The sequence below is a fragment of the Acidiphilium sp. C61 genome, assembly GCF_905116885.1.
GTDB lineage: Bacteria > Pseudomonadota > Alphaproteobacteria > Acetobacterales > Acetobacteraceae > Acidiphilium.
Genome location: NZ_CAJHNI010000005.1, coordinates 1,824,439 through 1,847,092, shown reverse-complemented (window position 1 = coordinate 1,847,092; position 22,654 = coordinate 1,824,439). Strand labels below are relative to the sequence as shown.

General features: G+C 68.2%; 22 protein-coding genes. 10 read left to right on the top strand and 12 right to left on the bottom strand.

All coding sequences use genetic code 11. From position 1 onward, the window contains the following. Positions 1-3: 3 nt before the first annotated feature. Genes frr through HUW10_RS11500 form a run of 4 tightly spaced genes read right to left on the bottom strand, consistent with a single transcriptional unit; the run spans position 4 to position 2,660 of the window. Positions 4-570: a ribosome recycling factor gene (gene frr / locus HUW10_RS11515; protein WP_174503631.1), complete on the bottom strand. Its 567-nt coding sequence runs from the start codon at positions 568-570 to the stop codon at positions 4-6. Between the two features lie 9 nt (positions 571-579). After that, entirely contained in the window at positions 580-1,320 is a 741-nt protein-coding gene (gene pyrH / locus HUW10_RS11510; RefSeq protein WP_174503630.1) for a UMP kinase, read from the bottom strand. Between the two features lie 9 nt (positions 1,321-1,329). Next, entirely contained in the window at positions 1,330-2,223 is an 894-nt protein-coding gene (locus HUW10_RS11505) for a D-amino-acid transaminase (RefSeq protein ID WP_174503629.1), read from the bottom strand. Further along, positions 2,220-2,660, bottom strand: a complete 441-nt coding sequence (locus tag HUW10_RS11500; RefSeq protein WP_174503628.1) for a hypothetical protein — start codon at positions 2,658-2,660, stop codon at positions 2,220-2,222. Before HUW10_RS11500 ends, HUW10_RS11505 begins: the two co-directional genes overlap by 4 nt. 144 nt (positions 2,661-2,804) lie before the next feature. Here HUW10_RS11500 and ykgO point away from each other — a divergent pair, with 144 nt between their 5' ends. The 5 genes from ykgO (at position 2,805) to HUW10_RS11475 (ending at position 8,924) form a co-directional block, all read left to right on the top strand. Beyond that, on the top strand, positions 2,805-2,930 hold the full coding sequence (gene ykgO / locus HUW10_RS11495; RefSeq protein ID WP_048863340.1) for a type B 50S ribosomal protein L36: 126 nt from the start codon (positions 2,805-2,807) through the stop codon (positions 2,928-2,930). Between the two features lie 166 nt (positions 2,931-3,096). Then, a complete protein-coding gene (locus tag HUW10_RS11490) occupies positions 3,097-4,551 on the top strand; it encodes an FAD-linked oxidase C-terminal domain-containing protein (protein WP_174503627.1) in 1,455 nt (484 codons plus the stop codon). Then, a complete protein-coding gene (locus HUW10_RS11485) occupies positions 4,548-5,726 on the top strand; it encodes an FAD-binding protein (RefSeq protein WP_174503626.1) in 1,179 nt (392 codons plus the stop codon). Before HUW10_RS11490 ends, HUW10_RS11485 begins: the two co-directional genes overlap by 4 nt. Before the next feature lie 39 nt (positions 5,727-5,765). Further along, the gene (glcF, locus tag HUW10_RS11480; protein ID WP_174503625.1) at positions 5,766-7,082 is read left to right on the top strand and encodes a glycolate oxidase subunit GlcF; all 1,317 of its coding nucleotides are present in this window, start codon (positions 5,766-5,768) and stop codon (positions 7,080-7,082) included. Between the two features lie 51 nt (positions 7,083-7,133). Beyond that, positions 7,134-8,924, top strand: coding sequence for a hypothetical protein (locus HUW10_RS11475; RefSeq protein WP_236656356.1), 1,791 nt, complete (start codon positions 7,134-7,136; stop codon positions 8,922-8,924). A gap of 135 nt (positions 8,925-9,059) precedes the next feature. On the opposite strand, the gene clpA is transcribed toward HUW10_RS11475, so the two are convergent. The 3 genes from clpA to HUW10_RS11460 form a co-directional block, all read right to left on the bottom strand. After that, entirely contained in the window at positions 9,060-11,387 is a 2,328-nt protein-coding gene (gene clpA / locus HUW10_RS11470) for an ATP-dependent Clp protease ATP-binding subunit ClpA (protein WP_174503624.1), read from the bottom strand. Positions 11,388-11,607: 220 nt separating this feature from the next. Then, positions 11,608-11,937 carry an ATP-dependent Clp protease adapter ClpS gene (gene clpS, locus HUW10_RS11465; protein WP_174504852.1) on the bottom strand — a complete coding sequence of 110 codons (330 nt, stop codon included), beginning with the start codon at positions 11,935-11,937 and terminating at the stop codon, positions 11,608-11,610. Between the two features lie 99 nt (positions 11,938-12,036). Continuing rightward, the gene (locus HUW10_RS11460) at positions 12,037-13,032 is read right to left on the bottom strand and encodes a lipid A deacylase LpxR family protein (RefSeq protein WP_174503623.1); all 996 of its coding nucleotides are present in this window, start codon (positions 13,030-13,032) and stop codon (positions 12,037-12,039) included. 226 nt (positions 13,033-13,258) lie between these two features. Here HUW10_RS11460 and HUW10_RS11455 point away from each other — a divergent pair, with 226 nt between their 5' ends. After that, a complete protein-coding gene (locus tag HUW10_RS11455) occupies positions 13,259-13,777 on the top strand; it encodes a DUF2147 domain-containing protein (RefSeq protein WP_236656355.1) in 519 nt (172 codons plus the stop codon). Between the two features lie 46 nt (positions 13,778-13,823). On the opposite strand, the gene HUW10_RS11450 is transcribed toward HUW10_RS11455, so the two are convergent. Beyond that, positions 13,824-15,332 carry a Ppx/GppA family phosphatase gene (locus tag HUW10_RS11450; RefSeq protein ID WP_236656353.1) on the bottom strand — a complete coding sequence of 503 codons (1,509 nt, stop codon included), beginning with the start codon at positions 15,330-15,332 and terminating at the stop codon, positions 13,824-13,826. A gap of 181 nt (positions 15,333-15,513) precedes the next feature. Here HUW10_RS11450 and HUW10_RS11445 point away from each other — a divergent pair, with 181 nt between their 5' ends. Together HUW10_RS11445 and argF are read left to right on the top strand one after the other, a co-directional pair. Continuing rightward, complete coding sequence (locus HUW10_RS11445) at positions 15,514-16,710, top strand: aspartate aminotransferase family protein (RefSeq protein WP_174503621.1); 1,197 nt, start codon at positions 15,514-15,516, stop codon at positions 16,708-16,710. Beyond that, entirely contained in the window at positions 16,707-17,648 is a 942-nt protein-coding gene (gene argF, locus HUW10_RS11440) for an ornithine carbamoyltransferase (RefSeq protein WP_174503620.1), read from the top strand. The genes HUW10_RS11445 and argF overlap by 4 nt, the downstream gene beginning before the upstream one ends. A gap of 37 nt (positions 17,649-17,685) precedes the next feature. Here argF and HUW10_RS11435 read toward each other — a convergent pair whose 3' ends face one another. From HUW10_RS11435 to purM, 4 genes are all read right to left on the bottom strand, one after another. Then, complete coding sequence (locus HUW10_RS11435; protein WP_174503619.1) at positions 17,686-18,591, bottom strand: EamA family transporter; 906 nt, start codon at positions 18,589-18,591, stop codon at positions 17,686-17,688. A 70-nt stretch (positions 18,592-18,661) separates the two neighbouring features. Then, positions 18,662-18,823 (bottom strand): hypothetical protein, encoded by a 162-nt coding sequence (locus HUW10_RS11430; protein WP_174503618.1) that lies wholly within the window; start codon positions 18,821-18,823, stop codon positions 18,662-18,664. Positions 18,824-18,961: 138 nt separating this feature from the next. Next, positions 18,962-19,582: a phosphoribosylglycinamide formyltransferase gene (purN, locus tag HUW10_RS11425; protein ID WP_174503617.1), complete on the bottom strand. Its 621-nt coding sequence runs from the start codon at positions 19,580-19,582 to the stop codon at positions 18,962-18,964. Then, entirely contained in the window at positions 19,579-20,649 is a 1,071-nt protein-coding gene (gene purM, locus HUW10_RS11420; protein WP_174503616.1) for a phosphoribosylformylglycinamidine cyclo-ligase, read from the bottom strand. Before purM ends, purN begins: the two co-directional genes overlap by 4 nt. 154 nt (positions 20,650-20,803) lie before the next feature. On the opposite strand from purM, the gene HUW10_RS11415 reads away from it, so the two are divergent. Next, positions 20,804-21,898, top strand: coding sequence for an AI-2E family transporter (locus HUW10_RS11415; protein WP_174503615.1), 1,095 nt, complete (start codon positions 20,804-20,806; stop codon positions 21,896-21,898). Beyond that, positions 21,891-22,643, top strand: a complete 753-nt coding sequence (locus HUW10_RS11410) for a DnaA ATPase domain-containing protein (RefSeq protein ID WP_236656351.1) — start codon at positions 21,891-21,893, stop codon at positions 22,641-22,643. The genes HUW10_RS11415 and HUW10_RS11410 overlap by 8 nt, the downstream gene beginning before the upstream one ends. Positions 22,644-22,654: the final 11 nt, after the last annotated feature.

The following is a 22,654-nucleotide window of genomic DNA, read 5'->3' as shown; positions in this document are numbered from 1 at the left end:
GGCTCAGACCTGCCGGATGTCCTTTTCCTTCTCGACGAGCAGTTCGTCGATTTTCTTGATCGTCGCGTCCGTCAGCTTCTGCACGCGATCCGCCCAGTCGCGGCCCTGGTCCTCGCCGATCTGGTGCTTCTTCTCGAAGCCCTTGATCGTCTCCATGCCGTCGCGGCGCACGCCGCGCACCGCGACGCGCGCACCCTCGGCATATTTGCCGGCGGCGCGGGCGAGTTCGTTGCGGCGCTCCTCGGTCAGCAGCGGCAGCGGCACGCGGATGATCTGCCCGTCCGGCTGCGGGTTGAGGCCGAGCCCGCAATCGCGGATGGCGGCGACGGTCGCGTTCACCATGCCGCGATCCCAGACCTGAACGGTCAGCATGCGGCTTTCCGGCACCGCCACGGTGGCCACCTGGTTGAGCGGCATCAGCGTGCCGTAGGCCTCGACCTTGACCGGATCGAGCAGGGCGGGGTTGGCGCGGCCGGTGCGCAGGCCGGAGAATTCGCGCTTCAGCGTTTCCATCGCGCCGTCCATCCGGCGTTGCAGGTCGGCGAGCAGGGTGTCGAGATCGGCGTCCATGGTGGGCTCCTAGCGCTGTTCCACGATGCGGGTGAACTTGCCCTCGCCCCGCATGACGCTGGCGAAGGCGCCCGGCGCGTGGATGTTGAAGACGATGATCGGCAGGTCGTTCTCGCGGGCGATGCTGATCGCGGCCGCATCCATCACCGAAAGATCACGGGCGAGAACGTCGTGATAGGTGAGTTCGGCGTAGCGCTCGGCGCCGGGCACCTTGCGCGGATCGGCGGAGTAGACGCCATCGACCTGGGTGCCCTTGAGCAGCGCGTCGCACTTCATCTCGACGGCGCGCAGCGCTGCGGCGGTATCGGTGGTGAAGAACGGATTGCCGGTCCCGGCGGCGAAGATCACTACGCGGCCCTTTTCCATGTGCCGCTCGGCGCGCCGGCGGATATAGGGCTCGCAGACGGCGGACATCGGAATGGCCGATTGCACCCGCGTCGCCACGCCGCGCTTCTCGAGTGCGGACTGCATGGCGAGAGCGTTCATCACGGTGGCGAGCATGCCCATATAGTCCGCCTGGGCGCGGTCCATACCGCCGGCGGCGCCGGAAATGCCGCGGAAGATGTTGCCGCCGCCGATCACGAGGCAGACCTCGACGCGCATGGCAACGACATGGGCGATGTCCTGGGCGATGGCGGCCACCGTTTCGGTATCGAGGCCGTAATCGCGATGGCCCATCAGGGCTTCGCCGGAAACCTTGAGCAAAACGCGCCGGTAGCGCGTGTGGTCAGTCTGGTCGTGCGGGGTCATGAGGGCGTTTCATCCGATTCCGCTGAAAGACGCAAGGCGGGAGGCGTTGTGCGCGGCACCGTCGGCATGGCGGGCGAACAGCTCGAACAGGCGGCGGGCCACCGGGCCGGGCGCCCCGTCGCCGACCGCCGCGCCGTCGAGCCGGACCATCGGCTTCACATAGGAGGTGGCGCTGGTCAGGAAAATCTCGCGCGCCGCGCGCAGTTCCGCCTCGGTCAGGCCGCGCTCCTCGAAGCGGATGCCGGCCGCCTCCATCAGCGCGATCACCGCGGCGCGGGTGCAGCCCGGCAGGATGTGATGATCGAGATGGCGGGTGCGCAGCACACCCCCGGCATCGACCGCCCAGACGGTGGTGGACGAACCTTCGGTGACATTGCCGTCCCGGTCGACCAGGATCGCCTCGTAGGCGCCGGCCTCGCGCGCCTTCTGCTTGGCGAGGCAGTTGGGCAGCAGGTTCACGGTCTTGATGTCGACCCGGCCCCAGCGGATGTCCGGCACGGTGATGGCCGTGCCGGTCCAGGCGTCGATATCGCGCGGGAAGGCTGCGCCGTGCCGCGCGGTGATGACCAGCGCCGGTGCCACGTCGCGCGGGAAGGCATGGTCGCGCCGGGCGACGCCGCGGCTCACCTGCATGTAGACGATGCCCTCGCGGATGCGGTTGCGGCGCACCACCTCGCGCAGCACGGCGAGCAGGGCGGCATCCTCCATCGGTTTCGCGATGGCGAGTTCGCGCAGCGAGCGGGCGAGGCGGGCGAGATGCAGCCCGGTATCGACGAAGCGCCCGTCATGGACGTGGATCACTTCATAGACGCCGTCGCCGAACTGGTAGCCACGATCCTCGACATTCACCGCGGCGTCGCGCTGGGGAACGTAGCGGCCGTTGACATAGGCAATGCGACTCATGGTTCAGGGGCCTTCATGATGGTGGGGGTGGGCCGGCTCTCGCCGATGCCGAGCAAGGCAACGCCGAACAGCGCCATCAGCACGCCGATGATGATCACCAGCAGCCGCAGCCGGTAGGAGACAAGATTGCTTCCCAGCCCTGCATCCTTCGCCACGAGTTCGGCGGCGCGGCCGAGCCCGGCGCGGTCGGGGGCGAGGGTTGCCAGCGTCTTGCGCGCGCTCACGCCCAGCAGCGGGCGGGCAGCGGCGAGGGCCGAGGCCATGGACGCCGGATCGCCGGAGGCGGCGGCACGGGCAATCGCCTGCTCGGCGAGAACGCCGCGCATCGCCGGAATCGGCACCGCAAAGGTGGCGAACACGCCAATCAGCGTGATCATCAGAAAGGCGGTCAGCATCAAGCCGATCCGCTGAGCCGAAATCCGCATCCGCTCCGCCATCGTCATACTCCTTGCCGGTTTCCGTTCCATGCGACCCGGCCGCCGCCGCGTCAATCGGGGCGGATCTGCGCCGCGGCGGTTGACAGGGGGCGCGGCTCTTTCCATAAGCCCTTGCAACATCCTGAACAGCCCGAGAACCGTGTCATGAAAGTCCGTAATTCACTTCGCTCTGCCAAGGTCCGCGACAAGAACTGCCGCGTCGTGCGCCGCCATGGCCGGGTCTACGTGATCAACAAGAAGAACCCGCGGATGAAAGCCCGCCAGGGCTGAACCGCTGCGCCGGTCCGCCGGCACCCCACCGCGCGCGTAACGACGCCCGGACCGCAAGGCTCCGGGCGATTTCGTTTCGTGCTTCCGGTGCATGTCGGCGGATGCCCTCTTTCCGTTTCGGCCCCGCGATATTATCTCACGCGTGGGTGATGGGGAGTGTAAAGCCGTGATAGCCTTGCCGCAGCCAAAGACAGATGTGCTCGCCCGGCGCGATGCCGTGCATGAGGGCTTGCGTGCTCTCCTGCCCGCACGGGCCGTGATCACCGATCCATCCCGGCTCAAGCCCTATGAAACCGATGGCCTCTCCGCCTACCGGCAGATGCCGCTGGCCGTCGTCCTGCCGGAATCGACCGAACAGGTCGCCGCGGTGCTGCGCTTCTGCCACCAGAACGGGGTGCGGGTTGTCCCGCGCGGGGCCGGCACGTCGCTCGCGGGCGGCGCCCTGCCGCTGGCCGACGCCGTGGTGGTCGGGATGATGCGGATGAACAGCATTCTCGACGTGAACTACGCCGACCGTTACGCGGTGGTGCAGGCCGGCGTCACCAATCTCGGCATCACCAAGGCCGTCGAGGCGGATGGCTTCTTCTACGCCCCCGACCCCTCCAGCCAGCTCGCCTGCATGATCGGCGGCAATATCGGCATGAATTCGGGCGGCGCGCACTGCCTGAAATATGGCGTGACCGCGAACAACGTGCTCGGCATCAAGCTGGTCACCATCGAGGGCGAAATCCTGGAACTCGGCGGCGCGCATCTCGATACCGCCGGCTATGACTGGATGGGCATCGTGATCGGCAGCGAGGGCCAGCTCGGCATCGCCACCGAAATCACCGTGCGGCTGCTGCGCGCACCGGAAGGCACCAGGGCGATGCTCGCGGCGTTCAAGTCGAACGAGATTGCCGGGCGCTGCGTCGATGCGATCATCGGCTCCGGCATCATTCCCGTGGCGCTGGAATTCATGGACCGTCCGGCGATCCATGCCTGCGAGGCTTTCGCCAAGGCCGGCTATCCGCTCGATGCGGAGGCGATGCTGATCATCGAGGTCGAGGGCTCGGTCGAGGAGCAGGATTCGCTGCTCGGGCGGATCAAGGAAATCTGCGCCCGGTTCGACCCGATCAGCCTCAAGGTCTCGCAATCGGCCGAGGAATCGGCGGCGATCTGGAAGGGACGCAAGGGCGCGTTCGGCGCGATCGGGCGGATCAGCCCGGACTATCTCTGCATGGACGGCACGATCCCCACCAGCACCCTGCCCGAGGTGCTGCGTCGCATCGGCGAGATGAGCGAGCAATACGGGCTCGGCGTCGCCAACATCTTTCACGCCGGCGACGGCAACCTGCACCCGCTGATCATGTTCGACGCCAACAATCCCGAGAGCATGCACAAGGCCGAGGCTTTCGGCGCCGATATCCTCAAGCTCTGCGTCGAGGTCGGCGGTTGCCTGACCGGCGAGCATGGCGTCGGCGTCGAGAAGCGCGATCTAATGAGCGTGCAGTTCACCGAAACCGAGCTGGACCAGCAGCGCCGCGTCAAGACCGCCTTCGACGCCGGCTGGCTGCTGAACACGGCGAAGGTGTTTCCGCTCAAGCCGGGCACGGAAACGGCGCCGATGCCGCACGCGGCATGATCACTCCCTCCGACGAAGCCGGGCTGGTCGCGGCGATCGAGGCAGCGGCGGCGTCACGCACTCCGCTGACCATCGAGGGACTCGGCTCGAAGGCCGGGTTCGCCCGTCCGGTGCAGACGGCGGAAACGCTCTCCACCCGCAACCTCACCGGGATTCCGCTGCATGCGCCGCAGGAACTCATCGTCTCCGCGCGCGCCGGCACCACCCTGGCCGCGCTCGAGGCGAAGCTTGCGGAAGCCGGCCAGCACCTGATCGCCGAGCCGCCGCATTACGCCTTTCTCGGCGCCGAGGCGCAGACAGTGGGCGGCATCATCGCGACCAACCTGTCCGGTCCGCGGCGGATCGCCTGGGGCGCGATGCGCGACCATGTGATGGGCATCCGCGCCGTGACCGGCCGGGCGGAGGTGATCCGCTCCGGCGGGCGCGTGCTGAAAAACGTCACCGGTCTCGACCTCTGCAAGCTGTTCACCGGCTCCTACGGCACGCTCGGCGTGATGAGCGAGATCACGCTGAAAGTGCTCCCCGCCCCCGAAGCAACCGGCACCGTGCTGCTGGCCGGGCTTGATGCGGCAACCGCCGTCAAGGCGCTGTCGGCGGCGCTCGGCTCGCCCTTCTCGGTGACCGGCGCCGCGCATTTGCCGGAAGGTGCCGCCGCAGCGCTGGGTCATGCGCGCGCGATCACCATTGCGCGGATCGAGGATTTCACCGACTCGGTTCATTACCGGATCGGCCGCCTCGCCGAAATCTGGGGCGCGTTCGGCACGGTCGAGCAGCTCGACACCTCGGCCAGCCTGGGGCTGTGGCGCGCGGTGCGCGACGCAGCACCGCTTGCCGTGCGCGATGGGGACGCGGTCTGGCGCATCTCGGTGCGGCCATCGGCCGGCCCCGCGGTTCTCGAGGCGGCGCGCGGCGCCGGGCTCGACGGATATCTCGACTGGGGCGGCGGCCTCGCGTTCCTGAGCGGACCGGGGACCGAGGCGGCCCATACCGCGATCGCCTCCGCCACGAGGCGCGCCGGCGGCGAATGGTGGCTGCTGCGCGCGCCCGACGCGCTGCGTCATCACCCCGACGCGCTGCAACGCGAGCCCGAGGCGATGGCCGCGATTCGCCGCCGCGTCGCCGCCGCGTTCGACCCGGCCGGGATTCTCAACCCCGGGCGGCTTCACGCCGCCTGAGCAGGAGCAGCGGGCGCCCGCGCCCGAGGACGAGGACACATGCAAACTAATTTCACGCCCGATCAGCTGGCCGATCCCGACATCGCGGTGGCCGACCGGATTCTGCGCTCCTGCGTGCATTGCGGCTTCTGCACCGCGACCTGCCCCACCTTCGTGACCGTCGGCGACGAGGATGACAGCCCGCGCGGCCGCATCTACATGATCAAGGACATGCTGGAGACCGGCGCGCCGGCGAGCGAGCCGGTCGCCTTCCATCTCGATCGCTGCCTGTCCTGCCTGTCCTGCATGACGACCTGCCCCTCCGGCGTCGACTACATGCACCTGATCGACCATGCCCGCACGCGGGTCGAGGAAACCTATGAGCGCCCGGCGCATGACCGGGCGCTGCGCAGCCTGCTCGCCGCGATCATGCCCTATCCCGCCCGCCTCCGGATGGCGCTGCGCGCCGCATCGCTCGGGCGGCTCGGCCGCTTCCTGGTGCGTGGCGAGGGGATGCTGATGCGGCGGCTGCGCGCGATGCTCGACCTCGCGCCGGCGACACTGCCGCCGCCGAGTTCGACCGAACGGCCCGGCGTATTCCCCGCGACCGGCGAGCGGCGCGCGCGCGTCGCCCTGCTGGCCGGCTGCGCGCAGCAGGTGCTCGATCCCGGCATTCACGACGCAACGATCCGCCTGCTCAACCGCATGGGTGTCGAGGTCGTCGTTGCAGCCGGGGCAGGATGCTGCGGCGCCCTCACCCACCATCTCGGCCGGCATGACGAGGCGCTTGGATTTGCCCGTGCCAATGTCGCCGCCTGGATGCGGGAAATCGGCACCGGCGGGCTGGACGCGGTGGTGACCGATACATCCGGCTGCGGCACCGTGCTGAAGGATTACGGCTTCCTGCTCCGCGACACGCCGGAAGCCAAGGATGCGGCGCGGATTTCCGAACTTGCGGTCGACATCACCGAGCTTCTGCTCCGGCTCGACTACAGGCCGAGCCGGACACCGGCAGCACCACTCACCGTGGCCTATCATGCGGCCTGCTCGCTGCAACACGGCCAGCGCGTGACCGACGCGCCGAAAACCCTGCTGCGGCGCGCCGGATTCAGCATCGCCGAGCCGAAGGATCCGCATCTGTGCTGCGGTTCCGCCGGCACCTACAACATCCTGCAACCGGAAATGGCCGGGCAGCTGCGCGCCCGCAAGCTCGGCACGCTGCACGCGCTCAAGCCGGACCTGATCGCCGCCGGCAATATCGGCTGCCTCACCCAGCTTGCCGGCGACGGCCTGCCGACGATCCACACCGTGGAACTCCTCGACTGGATGGCCGGCGGGCCGCGCCCGGCGCGGCTGCCGCAAGCCGCCGGCGGCTGAAACCAGCCGGGCCGCGCCGCGTTCACCATGTATTAGGCTCCGGCATGGCATATGCCGGAGATGCGCGCTTCGGCCGATTATGCATTCCAGCGAAAATCGCCACCCGCGTCCGCCTATGCGGGCATGGCGCTGGCGGCTGCCGTTATTACCGTTCTTGCATCCGCCACGACCATCCCTGCCGTTCTGCACGGAACGCTGATCGACCCTGACAGCTACATGCGGCTGGTCCGGCTGCGCCAGGGGCTTCATGCGGGTCACCTGCTCAACGTCGTCCGGCGCGACGATTCGGGCCAGTTGCTGGTGGTCGAGTGGTCTCGGCTGTTCGATGCCTGGATCATGGCACTCGCCGCGCCGCTGGCGCCGCTGCTCGGCTGGCACCGCGCGCTGTTCGCCGCAGGGGTCGCCACCGGCCCGCTCTCGGCCGGCCTGCTGGCCGCAGCACTCGGTTTCGCCGCAGCGCCGCTGACCGAAGGGCGCTGGCTCTGGGCACCGGCGATCATCGCGCCGCTTTTGCCCGGCATTCGCAGTTTCAACGGCTTCGGCGTGGTGCATTACCATATCGCGCAGGTCGCCCTCACCGCGCTTGCACTCGGCTGCACGCTGCGGGCCGGCCTCGGCGCCCGGCGGATGGGCTGGGCGGCCGGGATGTTTGGCGGGCTTGCGATCTGGCTGATGCCGGAGACGATGCCCTTCGTCATGCTCGGCTATAGCGCACTGGGCTATGCGTGGCTGTTCCGCCCGCTCGGCGCCACGCTCGCCCGTCTCGGCGCCGGTTTCGCCGCGATCTTGTGGGTCGCGCTCTGGATCGATCCGCCACATGGCGGGTGGCTGACGCCGGAAATCGACCGGCTGTCGATCGTTTATGCGATGCTGGGGCTCGCCGTCTCGATCGTCGGAATCTGCCTTGCCGGGCTCGACCGCAAGGTGCACGGCAATTCGCGCATGGGCCTTGGCATCGCCGCCGCGGGGACCGCATTCGCGGCATGGCTCGCAACCTACCCGACCGTCGCACTTGGCCCCTATGCGCTGATCCCCGTGCGGGAAATGCACGCCTTCTTCGGCGGGATCATCGAAGACCAGCCGGCCACGACGCTGTCGCTGGCTGCAAGCCGCCTTGCGCCGGGATTGCTCGCCTTGGCCTATGCCCTGCATCGCGCCTGGCGCTGCCGGCACGCGCCGGACATTGCGGGGCTGTGGCTGATACTCATCGCTGGCCTTGCGCTGGCGCTCGGCCTGACCGCGCGCATGATGATTTTCCAGCAATATCCTGCCGCCTTTGCCGTGGCACTGGCGCCCCTCGCGCTCGACGACATTTCACGGCATTTCGCCGCCCGTCCAAGCCGCGCCGCGCTGCTGCGGGTGGGGCTGGTCTGGGCGCCTGTTGTGCTTGTCTATGTCCCCGGCATGGCGGCTGCGGCGCTGCGGCCAGACCCGGCGAAACCGGCGGGCCACTGCTCGCTGCAATCGGCCACACGCCTGCTGGCGCCAACGGCAGGCCAGATCGTGCTGACCGACCCAGGCCTTGTTCCCGAACTGATTTATCGCACGGAGGCCATCGGCGTGGGCTCGCTCTATCATCACGGGCTCCGCGCGTTCATGCGCGATCGTGCCGCCTGGCGAACGCCGGCGGGCGCGGCCGAACCTACGGCGGTGCGGGCAACCGAGGCGACGTTCGTGCTCTTCTGTGCCGCACGGGGCAATGATTCCGCCCTTGTCGCGGGCGCCAAGCAGGGTGCGCTCTGGCACCTGCTGGCGGCCAACACGCCTCCACCGTGGCTCAAGCGTGTGGGCCAGGCAGGTGGCTATCAACTGTACCTTATTCGACAGCAGGCCAAACCGTGATGGCCGGGAGATCAATAAACAACCCCTGAAACTCAGGAATGAGTTTCAGGGGTTGGATCTTCAGATAAATGCCGGGCCCGTCGGTTCGGCGGTTGTCTTGGACAACTTTCCGGTCCTGATGGATTGGAACGTGCTCTAATCGACCTCCTGCGGCGGCACCGACTCTTCCTGATCGCCGTCCGGCTTCGGCAGGGCTGGTTTCGGCGCTTCCGCGATGTCGAACGCAAGTTCGCCGTCACGGACCGTCACCTTCACCGCGCCACCGGTGGCGAGGCGGCCGAACAGCAACTCTTCGGCGAGCGGCTTCTTGATTTCCTCCTGGATCACGCGGGCCAGGGGCCGCGCGCCATAGAGCGGATCATAGCCGCGTTCGGCGAGGAATTCCTTCGCCGCCGAGGAGAGCTCGATCGTGACATTGCGATCGGCGAGCTGCGCCTCCAGCTGCATCACGAACTTCTCGACGACACGGGCAACGATTTCCGGCGTCAGCCCGGAGAACGGGATGATCGCATCGAGACGGTTGCGGAATTCGGGGGTGAACAGCCGCTTGATCGCCTCCTCGTCCTCGCCGATGCGCACCTCCCGGCCGAAGCCGATCGCGGTCTTGGCCATGTCGGCCGCACCCGCATTGGTCGTCATGATCAGGATGACGTTGCGGAAATCGACCGTCTTGCCGTTGTGATCGGTCAGTTTGCCGTGGTCCATCACCTGCAGCAGGATGTTGAACAGGTCCGGATGCGCCTTCTCGATCTCGTCGAGCAGCAGGACGCAATGCGGATGCTGGTCGATCGCATCGGTAAGCAGGCCGCCCTGGTCGAACCCGACATAGCCCGGCGGCGCGCCGATCAGGCGGGAAATCGAGTGGCGTTCCATGTATTCCGACATGTCGAACCGGGTCAGATCGATGCCCAGCGTCGAGGCGAGCTGACGGGCGACTTCCGTCTTGCCGACGCCGGTGGGGCCGGAAAACAGGTAGCAGCCGATCGGCTTCTCGGCGTCGCGCAAGCCGGCGCGCGCCAGCTTGATCGCGGCGGAAAGCGCCTCGATCGCCGAATCCTGCCCGAACACCATCGATTTCAGATCGCGCTCCAGTGTGCGCAACGTTTCCTTGTCGTCGGCGGAAACCGATTTGGGCGGGATCCGCGCGATCTTGGCGACGATTTCCTCGATATCCCGCAACGTGACCGTCTTGCGCCGCTTGTTCTCGGGCAGCAGCATGCGGGACGCCCCGACCTCGTCGATCACGTCGATCGCCTTGTCCGGCAGCTTGCGGTCATGGATGTATTTTGCCGACAGCTCCACGGACGCACGGATGGCCTCTTCGGTGTAGCGGACCTTGTGGTGCTTCTCGTAGGTCGATTTCAGGCCGCGCAGGATTTTCACCGCATCGTCGATCGTCGGCTCGTTGACATCGATCTTCTGGAACCGGCGAACCAGCGCCCGGTCCTTCTCGAAATAGGACCGGAACTCCTTGTAGGTGGTCGAGCCGATGCAACGCAGCGCGCCCGAGGACAAAGCGGGTTTCAACAGGTTGGAGGCATCCATCGCACCGCCCGAGGTCGCACCCGCGCCGATCACGGTGTGGATCTCGTCGATGAACAGCACGGCGCCGGGCGTGTTTTCAAGCTCGGTGACGACGGCCTTCAGCCGCTCCTCGAAATCGCCGCGATAGCGGGTGCCGGCCAGCAGCGCCCCCATGTCGAGCGCATAGATCGTCGCCTTGGCCAGCACTTCGGGCACCTCGCCATCGACGATGCGCTTGGCCAGCCCCTCGGCGATGGCGGTCTTGCCGACGCCCGGATCGCCGACGAAGAGCGGGTTGTTCTTCGAGCGACGGCAGAGGATCTGGATCGTCCGCTCGATCTCGCTATCGCGGCCGATCAGCGGGTCGATCTTGCCGGCCTGCGCCTTCTTGTTGAGATTGACGCAGTAATTCGACAGCGCGTCCTGACCGCGCTTTGGCTTCTGCTCGGGCTCGGCCTCGCTCGATTCCGCACTGCCCGAGGGCGTGCGCGGCGCCGAGCGCCCCGGCGACTTGGCAATGCCGTGGCTGATGAAATTGACCGCGTCCAGCCTTGTCATGTCCTGCGCCTGCAGGAAATACACCGCATGGCTCTCGCGCTCCGAGAACAGCGCAACCAGCACATTGGCGCCCGTCACCTCGTCCCGCCCGGAGGACTGCACATGGATCGCGGCGCGCTGGACGACGCGCTGGAACCCGGCGGTCGGCTTCGGATCGCCGCCCCGGTCGGTGGCGAGACCGGCCAGTTCCTTGTCGAGGAATTCGGTCGTTTCGCGGCGCAGCCTCTCGATGTCGACACCGCAGGCGCGCAGGACGGTGAGCGCATCGGCGTCGTCGATCAGGCCCAGCAGGAGATGCTCCAGCGTGGCGTATTCGTGCCGGCGTTCCGCAGCGAAACCAAGGGCACGATGCAGCGTCTGTTCAAGGTTGCGAGACAGCATATCCGAAACTCTCCAAGCCGGACTTCCGTCGGGCCGCACTTGCGGCCCTGGTCAAGCCCGATGCGGCCGAAACCGCGTTTACATCGCCGGGCCAGAGAGTCTGGCCCTCCGCCCGGCCTGTCGCACTACTGACATGATAGACCGAAAAACTTTCGCAATGGTGACTGCGGACAACACGCCCATGCCGCAGAAGCGACCCGGAATGCCGGCCTCAACCGCGCTATTCCTTCTCGATCGTGCATTGCAGGGGGTGCTGGCTCTGGCGCGCGAGATCCATTACCTGGGTCACCTTGGTTTCGGCCACCTCATAGGTGAACACGCCGCAGACGCCGACCCCGCGACGATGCACATGCAGCATGATCCGCTCGGCCTCCTGGCGGCTCTTGCCGAAGAACCGCTCCAGCACGTGCACCACAAATTCCATCGGCGTGTAGTCGTCATTGAGCATCAGCACCTTGTACAGCGATGGCTTACGCGTTTTCGCGCGTGTCCTGGTCGCCACTCCGGTGCCCAGCCCGTTTCCGGTGCCTTTGCGATCCGCGCCTGACATGAACGTATCTTCGAACTTCACAACCTCATCCTATTCACACGTGCCGGCACTGGGAAAGAGAAAATTTTCGGCCCGGCGCCGATTCTCGCGGCGCGCCCCTCAGAAACGGACCGTTGCGGCCAGAGAACCATATTCATGAATGCCGCCGGACTGGCCATGAAAGCGCTCGGTCTGGAACACCTGCGTATAGGTCAGGCGGACGCCGCGCCAGATCAACGCCACGCCGGCCTCGAAGGAACCGACGACCCGGTTCGGCCGCACCGAGCGGCTGGTCTGATAGAGCGTGCCCTGCAGATATTCATCATGCGCGACCAGTTTGGCACCGGCACCGGCAAATACATACCACGCGAAATGCCGGGTGCTGAAGGCATCGCCGCCGGACGGCCCCGGGCTGATGAGCGGCGCCCCGAAATCGGCATCCAGCCCCTCGCCAAGGCGGAAGACAACCCCCGGTTCCGCATAGATTTCGGTCGTGCCGGCCATGGCCGAAAGCTGCGGCAACGCATCCGCCTGCAGCCCGGCGCCCGGCGCGGTCAGCCGCAACCGCCAGATGCGGCTGGCGAACAGGTCGAAAGCAGGTTCGCTCGGCAGCTGATAGGCCCAGCCATGGGTCCGCCCCTGGCCGATGATCGCATGGGTGGTATTCTGGACGATCTCGGCACCCGCATCGCGCCCGAACACGCCGGTATCGAAGCCCATGATCGTCCGGCTGCCGGCGGTATCCTGGATCAGGCTGAAGCTTGCCAGCAACGAGCCGGCATAGGGTTCGTCGTTCGCCGGCGGGTTGATCAGCGTCGTCGCCGCCGGGGTGAAGATCTTCTGGGTCAGGCTGATGCTGATCCGCTGCCGGCCCTGGCCGAGCACCGCATGGCCGAACGCGGCAACCGCGCCGGGAACCTCTCCCGCATTCGAGGTCCAGCCGAGATGCACGCCGTTCACATAATAGCGATCGGTCAGGGCTTGGGTGCTGATCGAGGCATTTTCGTCCTGGAGCGTCCAGATTCCGCCTGGAAACGCACCGCTCGCGCGGGACGTTGCCGGGGCCAGCGCGGACAGCGAGGCGGACATGGCAAGAACGGCCAGGGTTCGGTTCATCTGCTTGATCCTGCGTGGAGTGCGGGCCGCGGATGCGGTCCGGCATTGAGGGCCTTCACCCAAATCGTCTCAGGCAGGACGATTGCAAGTCAAGTGCAGGAAACGGGATACAGCCGGTCATGCGATGGCAACGGCCGCTGCATGGGACATATGACAACTGTTTGTGAGCAAAAGCATCGTGCACTCACCATATCAATCACCGATGATTTCAATAGCCCTGAATATTGTGCGACGGATTTTACGAAGCCGGTCGCGGCTGTGCTGCCTGCCGGTCGCTTCACTCGCAATCTTCGCCGGCATCGCCGCCGCATCGCCCGCGGCGCAGGCCGCCTCACCCGTTGGTGACTGGCTGACGGGCGAAGGCGGTGCGGTCGTGAAGATCGCGCGTTGTGGCGGCGCGGCTCATGGCAGCGCCGCGCTGTGCGGGCACATCGTCGGCATCGTGCTCGATCACGGCAGCCCGATGCCCAAGGACTGGCAGGGCCGCAGCCAGTGCGGCTTCGAACTGATCCGCCCCTCGGCAGCGCGCCCCGGCGGCAAGATCTGGCGCGGACGCATCATCAATCCGCACAATGGCGCGCGGTATCATGCCGAATTCCATGTCGACCATGCCGGATCGCTCGCGCTGCGCGGCTATGTCGGCCTGCCGATCTTCGGCGAAACGCGACACTGGCTGCCGTTCCACGGCACGGTGCCGGCGTCCTGCCGGCTCGACCGGTCGGCGATCGCATCGGGGGCGCGATAATCCGGCGTCGCACCAGCACCAGAAAATCGTGACGGAGTGGAAAGGCTTACGCCTTCGCCACCCGGATTTCCGTCTCCAGCCCGACCAGCGAGCCCAGCCGGACCAGCCGCCGCTCGATCGGATCGCCGGCAAAAACCCCGCTGCTGGCATCGAGACACAGCACCAGCCGATCGCGGTCGCGCTCCAGGCGTGTCGCGGCGAGCAAGGCAGGGGTGCCGGCCGACAGCGTATAGGCCAGGCGCAGCGCCGCCCCGAGGGTTTCGGCGCGGCGGGCCGTCGCCATGTCGAGCAGGGCGCGCGAGGGCGCGAGGAACGCGCTTTCCACCGGCGCCTCGTAGCGCAGGGCAAGGGTGAGGGCGAGAAAGGCGCGGGCATGGTGATCGAGCCCGACGCCGGTTTGCCGCAGGACACGCAGGAAAGCCTGCTCGGCGCGGTATTCGGGATGCTCGTGATTGCCGATATCGGAGAACCAGCACGCCGCCTCGCGCAGCCGCCGGTGCGAGGCCGGCTCGCCGGGGAACAGCGTGGCGGTCCAGGCGATCAGCGCCCCCGGCAGCGCCGGGTCGCGCAGCAACCCCACTGTAAGATCACGTCCGGCGGCGATCAGCGGATCCTGCTGGCGCATCGCCTCCGGCAATTGCCGCAGAAACCAGCCCTCGCGCAGGCCATTGGCGCTGAACACGACCCGGCTTGCCCCGGTCGCCCGCAGCAGACGGCGGAGGATGAGCGCCGCGTAAGGCAGATCCTCGATCCGCTTGCGCGCCACGCCGGGCATCCGCTCGATCAGCTTGCGGCTCGCATCGCCGATCACGGCGGACAGGTCGCGCGCCTCGTCCCGCCCGACGGTGTAATGATGGACCATCGCCAGCGGATAGCCGGTCTGGGCGATATGGATGCGCGCCAGCGCCCGGAACGCGCCGCCGGACACATACAGGTCGCCCCCTTCGCCCTCGCCGAGAAACGGAACGCTGGCCAGCTCATCCGCGACGATCGCCCGCGCCCTTGTCCGGTCCTCGAGCGCCCGCTCGGCGAGGCGGATCACCCCGACCGGCACCGTCGCGGCCGGGCCGATCCGTCCCTCGGAAAGACGGACCAGTTCGAGCGACCCGCCGCCCAGATCGGCCAGAATGCCATCCGCGCCCGGAATGCCGCATAGAACCCCCTCGGCGGAGAGCCGCGCCTCTTCCTCGCCGCTCAGCACGATGACCCTGAGACCCGGAATTTCAGCTTCGAGCCGGGCAACGAACGCCGCGCCATTGGCCGCGTCGCGCACGGCGGACGTGGCCAGCGCCTCGAACGGCGCCGCTCCCATGGCACGGGCGATGGCGCCGTAGCGGCGCATGACCATCACCGTCTCGTCCATCGCCGAATCGTCGAGCTGGCCGGTGCGGATCAGGCCACGGGCCAGGCGCAGCACCGCCTTCTCGTTGAAAATCTGCATCGGGTTGCGGGATTCGCCCTGGAAAACCACCAGGCGGACCGAATTCGACCCGAGATCGACCACGGCGCGGCGGCGCGAAGTGTCCGATGCCGTCTCGTGAGACATGCGCGTCATGCCGCTTGCGTAGCGCAGCGCGGGCGCGGGCGGTAGAGGGGGCCGGGACGCCGCGCAGCCCGCCGTAAAGCGCAACCCTGCCGCGCCCGAGGGGTTTCATGCGCCGATATCGCCGCAAGGCGTTTGACTTGGCGGCCCGCCTTCGCACAATAGCGTGGTTGCGAAAGAAAGTGACCACGACATGATCCCTGCCCTCATGCCGAATTACAACCGGATCGACGTGTCGTTCAGCCATGGCGACGGCGCCTGGCTGATGGCCGATGACGGCCGACGATTCCTCGATTTCGGCGCCGGGATCGCGACATCGTCGCTCGGCCACGGCCATCCCGGCCTGACCAGGGCGATCGCCGAACAGGCGGCGAAGGTGATTCACGTCTCGAATCTCTATCGGGTGCCGCAGGCCGAGCAGCTCGCCGCCCGCCTCGTCGCGGCCAGCTTCGCCGACAGCGTGTTCTTCTGCAATTCCGGCGCCGAGGCCAACGAGGCGCTGGTCAAGGCTTTCCGCAAGACCATGGCGCGCGAGGGCAAACCCGAGCGATACCGCGTCATCTGCGCGCAGGGCGCGTTCCACGGCCGCACCCTGGCGATGATCAGCGCGACCGGCAACGCCAAGTATCTCGAAGGGTTCGGCCCGCCGGTCGACGGGTTCGACCATGTGCCGTTCAACAATCTCAACGCGCTGCGCGATGCGATAACCCCCGAGACCGCCGGCATTCTCGTCGAGCCGATCCAGGGCGAGGGCGGCATCCGGCCGGCGACGGCCGAGTATCTGCGCGGCCTGCGCGCCGCGGCCGACGAGTTCGGCCTGCTGCTCGGCTTCGACGAGGTGCAGTGCGGCATGGGCCGCACCGGAAAGCTCTTCGCGCATGAATGGGCCGGAATCGCGCCCGATGCGGTCAGCACCGCGAAGGGCATCGCCGGCGGGTTTCCGCTGGGCGCGCTGCTCGCGGGCGAACGCGTCGCCGCGAGCCTGGTGCCGGGCAGCCATGGCACGACCTATGGCGGCAGCCCGCTCGCCTGCGCCGCCGGCAATGCCGTGCTCGATGAAATTCTGGCGCCCGGCTTCCTCGATGCGGTGGCGCGGGCCGGAGAGCGGCTGCGCACCGGGCTCGACGCATTGGCGGCGCGCCATGGGCAGGTGTTTTCCGGCGCGCGCGGCCAGGGGCTGATGCAGGGTCTGGTGTGCGTGGTGCCGAATGGCGAGGTGCAGGGCGCCTGCCTCGCCGAGGGCCTGCTGGTGGTCGCCGCCGGCGACAACGTGCTGCGCCTGGTGCCGCCGCTGATCGTGCGGGAGGATGAGGTGGACGAGGCGCTGGCCCGGCTCGACGCCGCGGCGCGGCGCTGCACGCCCTCCAGCGCGCGGGACGCCGCACAATGAGCGCCGCGATCAAAACCGGGCGGTCCGCCCCTTCGCCGCGGCATTTCCTCGACCTGTCGCTGATCGACGGCCCGACGCTGCGCCACATGCTCGATACCGCAACGCGCTTCAAGCGCGCCGGCCGCGCCCTCGGCCAGCCGCTCGCCGGGCGGGCGCTGGCGCTGATCTTCGAGAAGCCCTCCACCCGCACCCGCGTCAGTTTCGAGATCGGCATGCGCCGGCTCGGCGGCGAGGTGATCATGCTGTCGTCGCGGGAAATGCAGATCGGCCGGGGCGAGACGGTGGCGGATACCGCCCGCGTGCTCTCGCGCTATGTCGACGGCATCATGCTGCGGACCGACCGCGAGGAAAAGCTGCGCGAACTCGCCGCCCATGCCAGCGTGCCGGTGATCAACGGGCTGACCGAGCGCTCGCACCCCTGCCAGGTGATGGCGGACGTGATGACATTCGAGGAGAAGCGCGGCGCGATCGCCGGCCAGCGCATCGCCTGGATCGGCGATGGCAACAACATGGCCAAGAGCTGGATCGAGGCGTCGGCGCGGTTCGGCTTCCAGCTGCGCCTCGCCTGCCCGGCGGAACTCCCGCCGGACGCGGAGGCCCTGGCCTGGGCGCGCGCGCAGGGCGCCGACATCCTGCTCACCGCCAGCCCGGCCGAAGCCGCCGAAGGTGCGCGTTGCGTGACCACCGATACCTGGGTGAGCATGAGCGACGAGGATGCGGAAAACCGGCACGCCATCCTCGCCGGCTATCGGGTGGACGAGGCGCTGATGGCCCGCGCTGCGGCGGATGCGATCTTCATGCATTGCCTGCCCGCCCATCGCGGCGAGGAGGTCAGCGCCGGGGTGATCGACGGCCCGCAATCAGTGGTCTTCGACGAGGCGGAAAACCGGCTTTTCGCGCAGCAGGGGATTCTCGCCTGGGCGTTCGGCGCGGCCTGATCCAGGATCAGGCCGGCCTGGTTCAGGCTGGATACGCTCAGGCTGGGCGGACCTGCCGTGCGGCCCGCCAGCGCGGATAGAACACGCTGATCGCAAGCCCTGCGATCACCAGCCCGGCAGCGGCCAGTTTCCAGCCCGGCATCGGCTCGCCAAGCCAGACGACAGACGCCGCCATCCCGAACACCGGCACCAGCAACGCCATCGGGCTGACCGTGGCGGAGGGATAGCGCGCAAGCAGGAACGCCCAGCTGCCATAGCCGAACCAGCTGTTGCCGACCGACTGCCAGATCACCGCGACCCATCCGGCCGGCGTTGCGTGGGTTATGGCGTGCAGCAGCACGGCCGGCCCCTGGCGCAGCAACGCGACCAGCAACAGCGGCGGCGCCGCGAACAGGCTCGACCACACCACATAGGCCAGGGCGTTGCGCGCGCCGCTCTCGCGAGCGACGATGTTGCCCACGGCCCATGACGAGGCGGCGAGCAGGACGAGCATCAGGCCGAACAGGGTCGTGGTGCCGCCATGCAGATGCAGCATGATGACGCCGATACCCACCACGGCGAGCAGGCAGGCGACCACCTGAAATCCCCGCAACCGCTCGCCTACCCGCGCCATCGAGAGGAAAATCGTGAAGAAAACCTGGGTCTGGATCATCAGCGAGGCCAGGCCGGGCGAAATCCGCCCATCCATCGCGAAGAACAGCAGGCCGAACTGGCCAGCGCCGATGAGCAGCCCGTAGGCCGCGAGATTCGACCACTTCACTTGTGGCCGCTTCAGGAAGAATACGCCGGGAACGGCAGCGAGGGCGAAGCGCAGACCGGCAAGGAGAAAGGGCGGGAACTGGTCCAGCGCCAGGCGGATCACGACGAAATTGGTGCCCCACACCGCGACCACGGCAAGGGCCAGCAACGCATGGCGCGGGCTAAGAACTGTCGATTCACTCACAACCGAACCTGTCAGGCAGATGACGGCACGGGCGGGCGCGCCAGAAGAAACCGGCCGTCTTGTCGGGTCGTCAGCTCCAGACGGTGAAGGCGGCGATCAGCAGAACCGTGACGATCACGCAGATCGTGGTGACCGTGATGAACCGGGAAAAGCTGTTCCAGCCCGTCTGGCTGGACTCTTCAAGCTGCTCCAGACTGATCCGCAGCTTGTTCGGGTGTTCCGTGTCAGCCATCATTTCTGCCTTGAACCTTTCTTGCCGCCGCCACCTTGCGTGACCATCCGAAGCCTTGTCCGGTCACGCGGAAAACGCTGCGCGGTCGACGTCGCTACACATCCTTGTGACCTTGGAAGTTGCTATAACGTCCCGACATCAAACGCAAGGGTTGAGAAGCCGGGCCGCCGGATCGGCCGGAACCGTCGTGCCGCGGATGACGTCCCGCAGCGCCAGCGGGTAGAGAACATGCTCCTGCGCGAGTACGCGGGCGGCCAGTGCGGACTCGGTATCGCCGGGCAGCACGGGCACCGCCGCCTGCGCGAGGATGGGCCCCTCGTCCATCGTCTCGGTCACCAGATGCACGGTGCAGCCGTGCAGCCGCACGCCGGCGGCCAGCGCCCGGGCATGGGTATCGAGCCCGGGAAAGGCGGGCAGCAGCGAGGGATGGATGTTCAGCATCCGCCCGGCCCAGCGCCCGACGAGAAAAGGCGTCAACAGCCGCATGTACCCGGCAAGGCAGACCAGCTCGCATCCGGCCTCGCGCAGTGCTGCATCGATCGCCGCCTCGTGGGCCGCGCGATCGGCGCCGAAATCCCGCCCCGGGATCGCCGCGGCCGGAATGCCGGCGCGCCGTGCGGCCTCGAGCCCGGGTGCCGCCGCGCGGTTCGACAGCACGATGGCGATCTCGGCGGGATACTCGGCCGCGGCCGCCGCAGCGATCAGCGCCTCCATGTTCGAGCCGCGGCCCGAAATGAGGATGCCGACGCGGCGCTTCATGCGAAGAGCGTGTCCGCCGGCCCGATCGTCACCTCCGGCGCCCCGGTCCCGGCCGTGATCTGGCCGAGACGATGCGCGATGACCCCCGCGCCGGCGAGCAGGTCGAGCGCCGCAGCCTCGTCGGCCGGGCGGATCACCAGCACCATGCCGATGCCGCAGTTGAACACCCGCAGCATTTCCGCCGCGGCCACATTCCCGGTCCGCGCCAGCCAGCCGAACACCGGCGGCACCGGCCACGCCCTGTCGATCACCGCCGCGGTGCCCTCGGGCAGCACCCGCGGCAGATTGCCCGGCAGCCCGCCGCCGGTGATATGGGCGGCGGCGCGGAGCAGCCCCGCCCGCGCCAGCGCCAGCACCGGCTGGACATAGAGTGCCGTCGGCGCCATCAGCGCCCCGCCGAGGGTCTGCTCCGGCGCAAAGGGCGCGGGCGCGTCGAGCCCGATCCCGGCAGCATCGATGATCCGGCGGACGAGGGAAAACCCGTTCGAGTGCACGCCGGTGCTGGACAGGCCGAGCAGGATGTCGCCGGGCGCCACGCCCTCGGGCAGCAGGCGCCCGCGCTCCGCCGCGCCGACCGCGAAGCCGGCGAGATCATAATCCCCCGCGCCATACATGCCGGGCATTTCCGCCGTCTCGCCCCCCGTCAGGGCGCAGCCGACCTGCCGGCAGCCCTCGGCGATGCCGGCGATGACGCGCGCCGCAATCGCGGGGTCGAGCCGCCCGGTCGCGAAATAATCGAGGAAGAACAGCGGCTCCGCCCCCTGCACCACGAGGTCGTTGACGCACATCGCCACGAGGTCGATGCCAACGGTGTCGTGGATGCCGGTATCGATCGCCAGCCGGAGCTTGGTCCCCACCCCGTCGGTCGTCGCAACCAGGATCGGGTCGGCGAAACCCGCCGCGCGCGGATCGAACAAGGCGCCGAACCCGCCGATGCCGCCGAGCACGCCCGCCCGCACGGTCGCCTTTGCCAGCGGCTTGATCGCCTCGACCAGGGCATCGCCGGCCTCGATGTCCACCCCGGCGGCGCGATAGGTTTCGCCGTTCGAACCGTCCTTGCTGGTCATGCCCGCCTCCGATGCGCTAATCTCGGTTCATGAAAGCTTCGGCCACACTGCTCAGCGGCACCCGCCCGCCCGCCAGGACATCCCTGGCCATCGCGTTGGCGCGGTTATCACCACAGCGCGCGCCTCAAGGCAACACAGCCGGCCGCAGCCGCTCATGACCGGCGAACCCCAGGCCGGCTTCCGCTGGCAGCGCTTCGGCTGGATCGTGGCGGGGATCATCCTCGTCGTCCTGTTCCTACGGCTGTTCTCGGCGATCCTGCTGCCCTTCGTGGCCGCCGCCGGCATTGCCTATTTCCTCGACCCGGCGGTCTCCGCCCTGAACCGGCTCGGCCTGCCGCGCTCGCTCGGCGCGATCATCATGCTGCTCGCGATGATTGCCGGCGCCGGCCTCTGCGCGCTGCTGCTCTACCCGCTGATCACGGCCCAGATCAGCCTGCTCGCCCAGCAGCTGCCCGGCATGATCGCCGGGCTGCAACAATTCACCACCCACCAGATCAGCCTGATCCAGGCCCGATTCGGCTCCGGCTTCGTCTCGAACAAGCTGCAATCGCTGGTCAGCAACGAGGCCGGCGCCATCGTGAATTTCGCCGGGTCGGCGGCGCGGCAGGTGCTCGGCACCGGCTTCGCGCTGTTCAACATCCTCACCCTGCTGGTGATCACGCCGATCGTCGCCTTCTATTTCCTGCGCGACTGGCCGCTGGTGATGGGACGGCTCGATTCCTGGCTGCCCCGCTCCTATGAAAGCGTGATCCGCAATCTCGCCCGCGAGATCAGCCGGATCCTCAACGCCTGGCTGCGCGGCCAGGCGATATGCTGCCTGTTTCTCGGCGTGTTCTACGCGCTGACCCTGACGCTCGCCGGCCTCAATCTCGGTCTTGTCATCGGGCTGACCGCCGGCCTGCTCTCCTTCATTCCCTATGTCGGCACGATCGTCGGCGCGGTCTCCTCCATCGTGCTCGCGCTCGGCCAGTTCAGCGGGCTCGACCATGTGCTGATCGTGGGCGGGATCTTCGTCGTCGGCCAGTTGCTCAACGACTACGTGGTGGCCCCCCGCTTCCTCGGCGACCGGCTTGGCCTGTCCTCGGTCTGGGTGATCTTCGCCCTGTTCGCCGGAGCCGAGACCTTCGGCTTTCTCGGGGTACTGCTCGCCGTTCCCGTCACCGCAACCCTCGGCGTGCTCACGCGGTTCTGGCTGCGCCACTACCTGCAGAGCCCGCTCTATCTCGACCCGCCCCGGCACGGTGCGTAGCGAGGGGTACGAGCCGCGGCAGATGGCGCTGCCGTTCGACGAGCCGGAGCGCTTCGCCGCGGCCGATTTCATCGAGGCGCCGTCGAACGCGGCGGCACGCGCCGCCCTCGCCGCGCCGGAGAACTGGGTGAACCGCCGGCTTGTCCTCTGGGGCGAGGCCGGCAGCGGCAAATCCCACCTCGTCTGGCTCTGGGCCGCCCGCACCGGTGCGCTCCGGCTCGATGCCGCGCGCCTGCGCGCCCCCGCCAGCCCCGGGAAAGCGCCGCTGGTGATCGAGGATATCGACGCCGCGGCAGCCCCGCTCGCCCTGTTCGCCACACTCGAACGCGCCACCCAGGACGCCGTTTCGGTGCTGATGACCTGCCGCACACCGCCCGCGCGTCTGCCCATCGAGCCGCCGGATCTCGCGAGTCGTTTGCGCGCCAGCCTGACCATCCGCATCGAGCCGGCCGAACCGGCCCTGCTCGACGCGCTGCTGCATCGTCTCGCCGCGGCGCGGCAGATGAACCTGCCGCCCGCGCTGCACCAGTTCCTGCTGAACCGGCTGCCGCGCCGCCCCGCCGTACTGCGCGAGGCGATCGCCCGGCTCGACCGCTACGCCCTCGCACTCGGCACGGCCCCCTCGCGCCGCCTCGCCGAACGACTGATCGACGAACTGGCCGACCCGGACGAGGAGACGGCCGATCCCGATCCCGCCGTCCGCGCGCCGGACCTGCCGGCTGCCGCCATCACATCTTTGCTTTAGCTGTCAGGGCT

Coding starts and splice junctions, on each gene's coding strand:
- HUW10_RS11500 (WP_174503628.1), bottom strand. CDS start 2,660: ATGGCGGAGCGGATGCGGATTTCGGCTCAGCGGATCGGCTTGATGCTG.
- HUW10_RS11505 (WP_174503629.1), bottom strand. CDS start 2,223: ATGAGTCGCATTGCCTATGTCAACGGCCGCTACGTTCCCCAGCGCGAC.
- HUW10_RS11475 (WP_236656356.1), top strand. CDS start 7,134: ATGCCGGAGATGCGCGCTTCGGCCGATTATGCATTCCAGCGAAAATCG.
- HUW10_RS11445 (WP_174503621.1), top strand. CDS start 15,514: ATGATCCCTGCCCTCATGCCGAATTACAACCGGATCGACGTGTCGTTC.
- HUW10_RS11460 (WP_174503623.1), bottom strand. CDS start 13,032: ATGAACCGAACCCTGGCCGTTCTTGCCATGTCCGCCTCGCTGTCCGCG.
- purN (WP_174503617.1), bottom strand. CDS start 19,582: ATGAAGCGCCGCGTCGGCATCCTCATTTCGGGCCGCGGCTCGAACATG.
- glcF (WP_174503625.1), top strand. CDS start 5,766: ATGCAAACTAATTTCACGCCCGATCAGCTGGCCGATCCCGACATCGCG.
- clpS (WP_174504852.1), bottom strand. CDS start 11,937: ATGTCAGGCGCGGATCGCAAAGGCACCGGAAACGGGCTGGGCACCGGA.
- frr (WP_174503631.1), bottom strand. CDS start 570: ATGGACGCCGATCTCGACACCCTGCTCGCCGACCTGCAACGCCGGATG.
- argF (WP_174503620.1), top strand. CDS start 16,707: ATGAGCGCCGCGATCAAAACCGGGCGGTCCGCCCCTTCGCCGCGGCAT.
- pyrH (WP_174503630.1), bottom strand. CDS start 1,320: ATGACCCCGCACGACCAGACTGACCACACGCGCTACCGGCGCGTTTTG.
- clpA (WP_174503624.1), bottom strand. CDS start 11,387: ATGCTGTCTCGCAACCTTGAACAGACGCTGCATCGTGCCCTTGGTTTC.
- HUW10_RS11430 (WP_174503618.1), bottom strand. CDS start 18,823: ATGGCTGACACGGAACACCCGAACAAGCTGCGGATCAGTCTGGAGCAG.
- HUW10_RS11450 (WP_236656353.1), bottom strand. CDS start 15,332: ATGACGCGCATGTCTCACGAGACGGCATCGGACACTTCGCGCCGCCGC.
- HUW10_RS11415 (WP_174503615.1), top strand. CDS start 20,804: ATGACCGGCGAACCCCAGGCCGGCTTCCGCTGGCAGCGCTTCGGCTGG.
- purM (WP_174503616.1), bottom strand. CDS start 20,649: ATGACCAGCAAGGACGGTTCGAACGGCGAAACCTATCGCGCCGCCGGG.
- HUW10_RS11485 (WP_174503626.1), top strand. CDS start 4,548: ATGATCACTCCCTCCGACGAAGCCGGGCTGGTCGCGGCGATCGAGGCA.
- ykgO (WP_048863340.1), top strand. CDS start 2,805: ATGAAAGTCCGTAATTCACTTCGCTCTGCCAAGGTCCGCGACAAGAAC.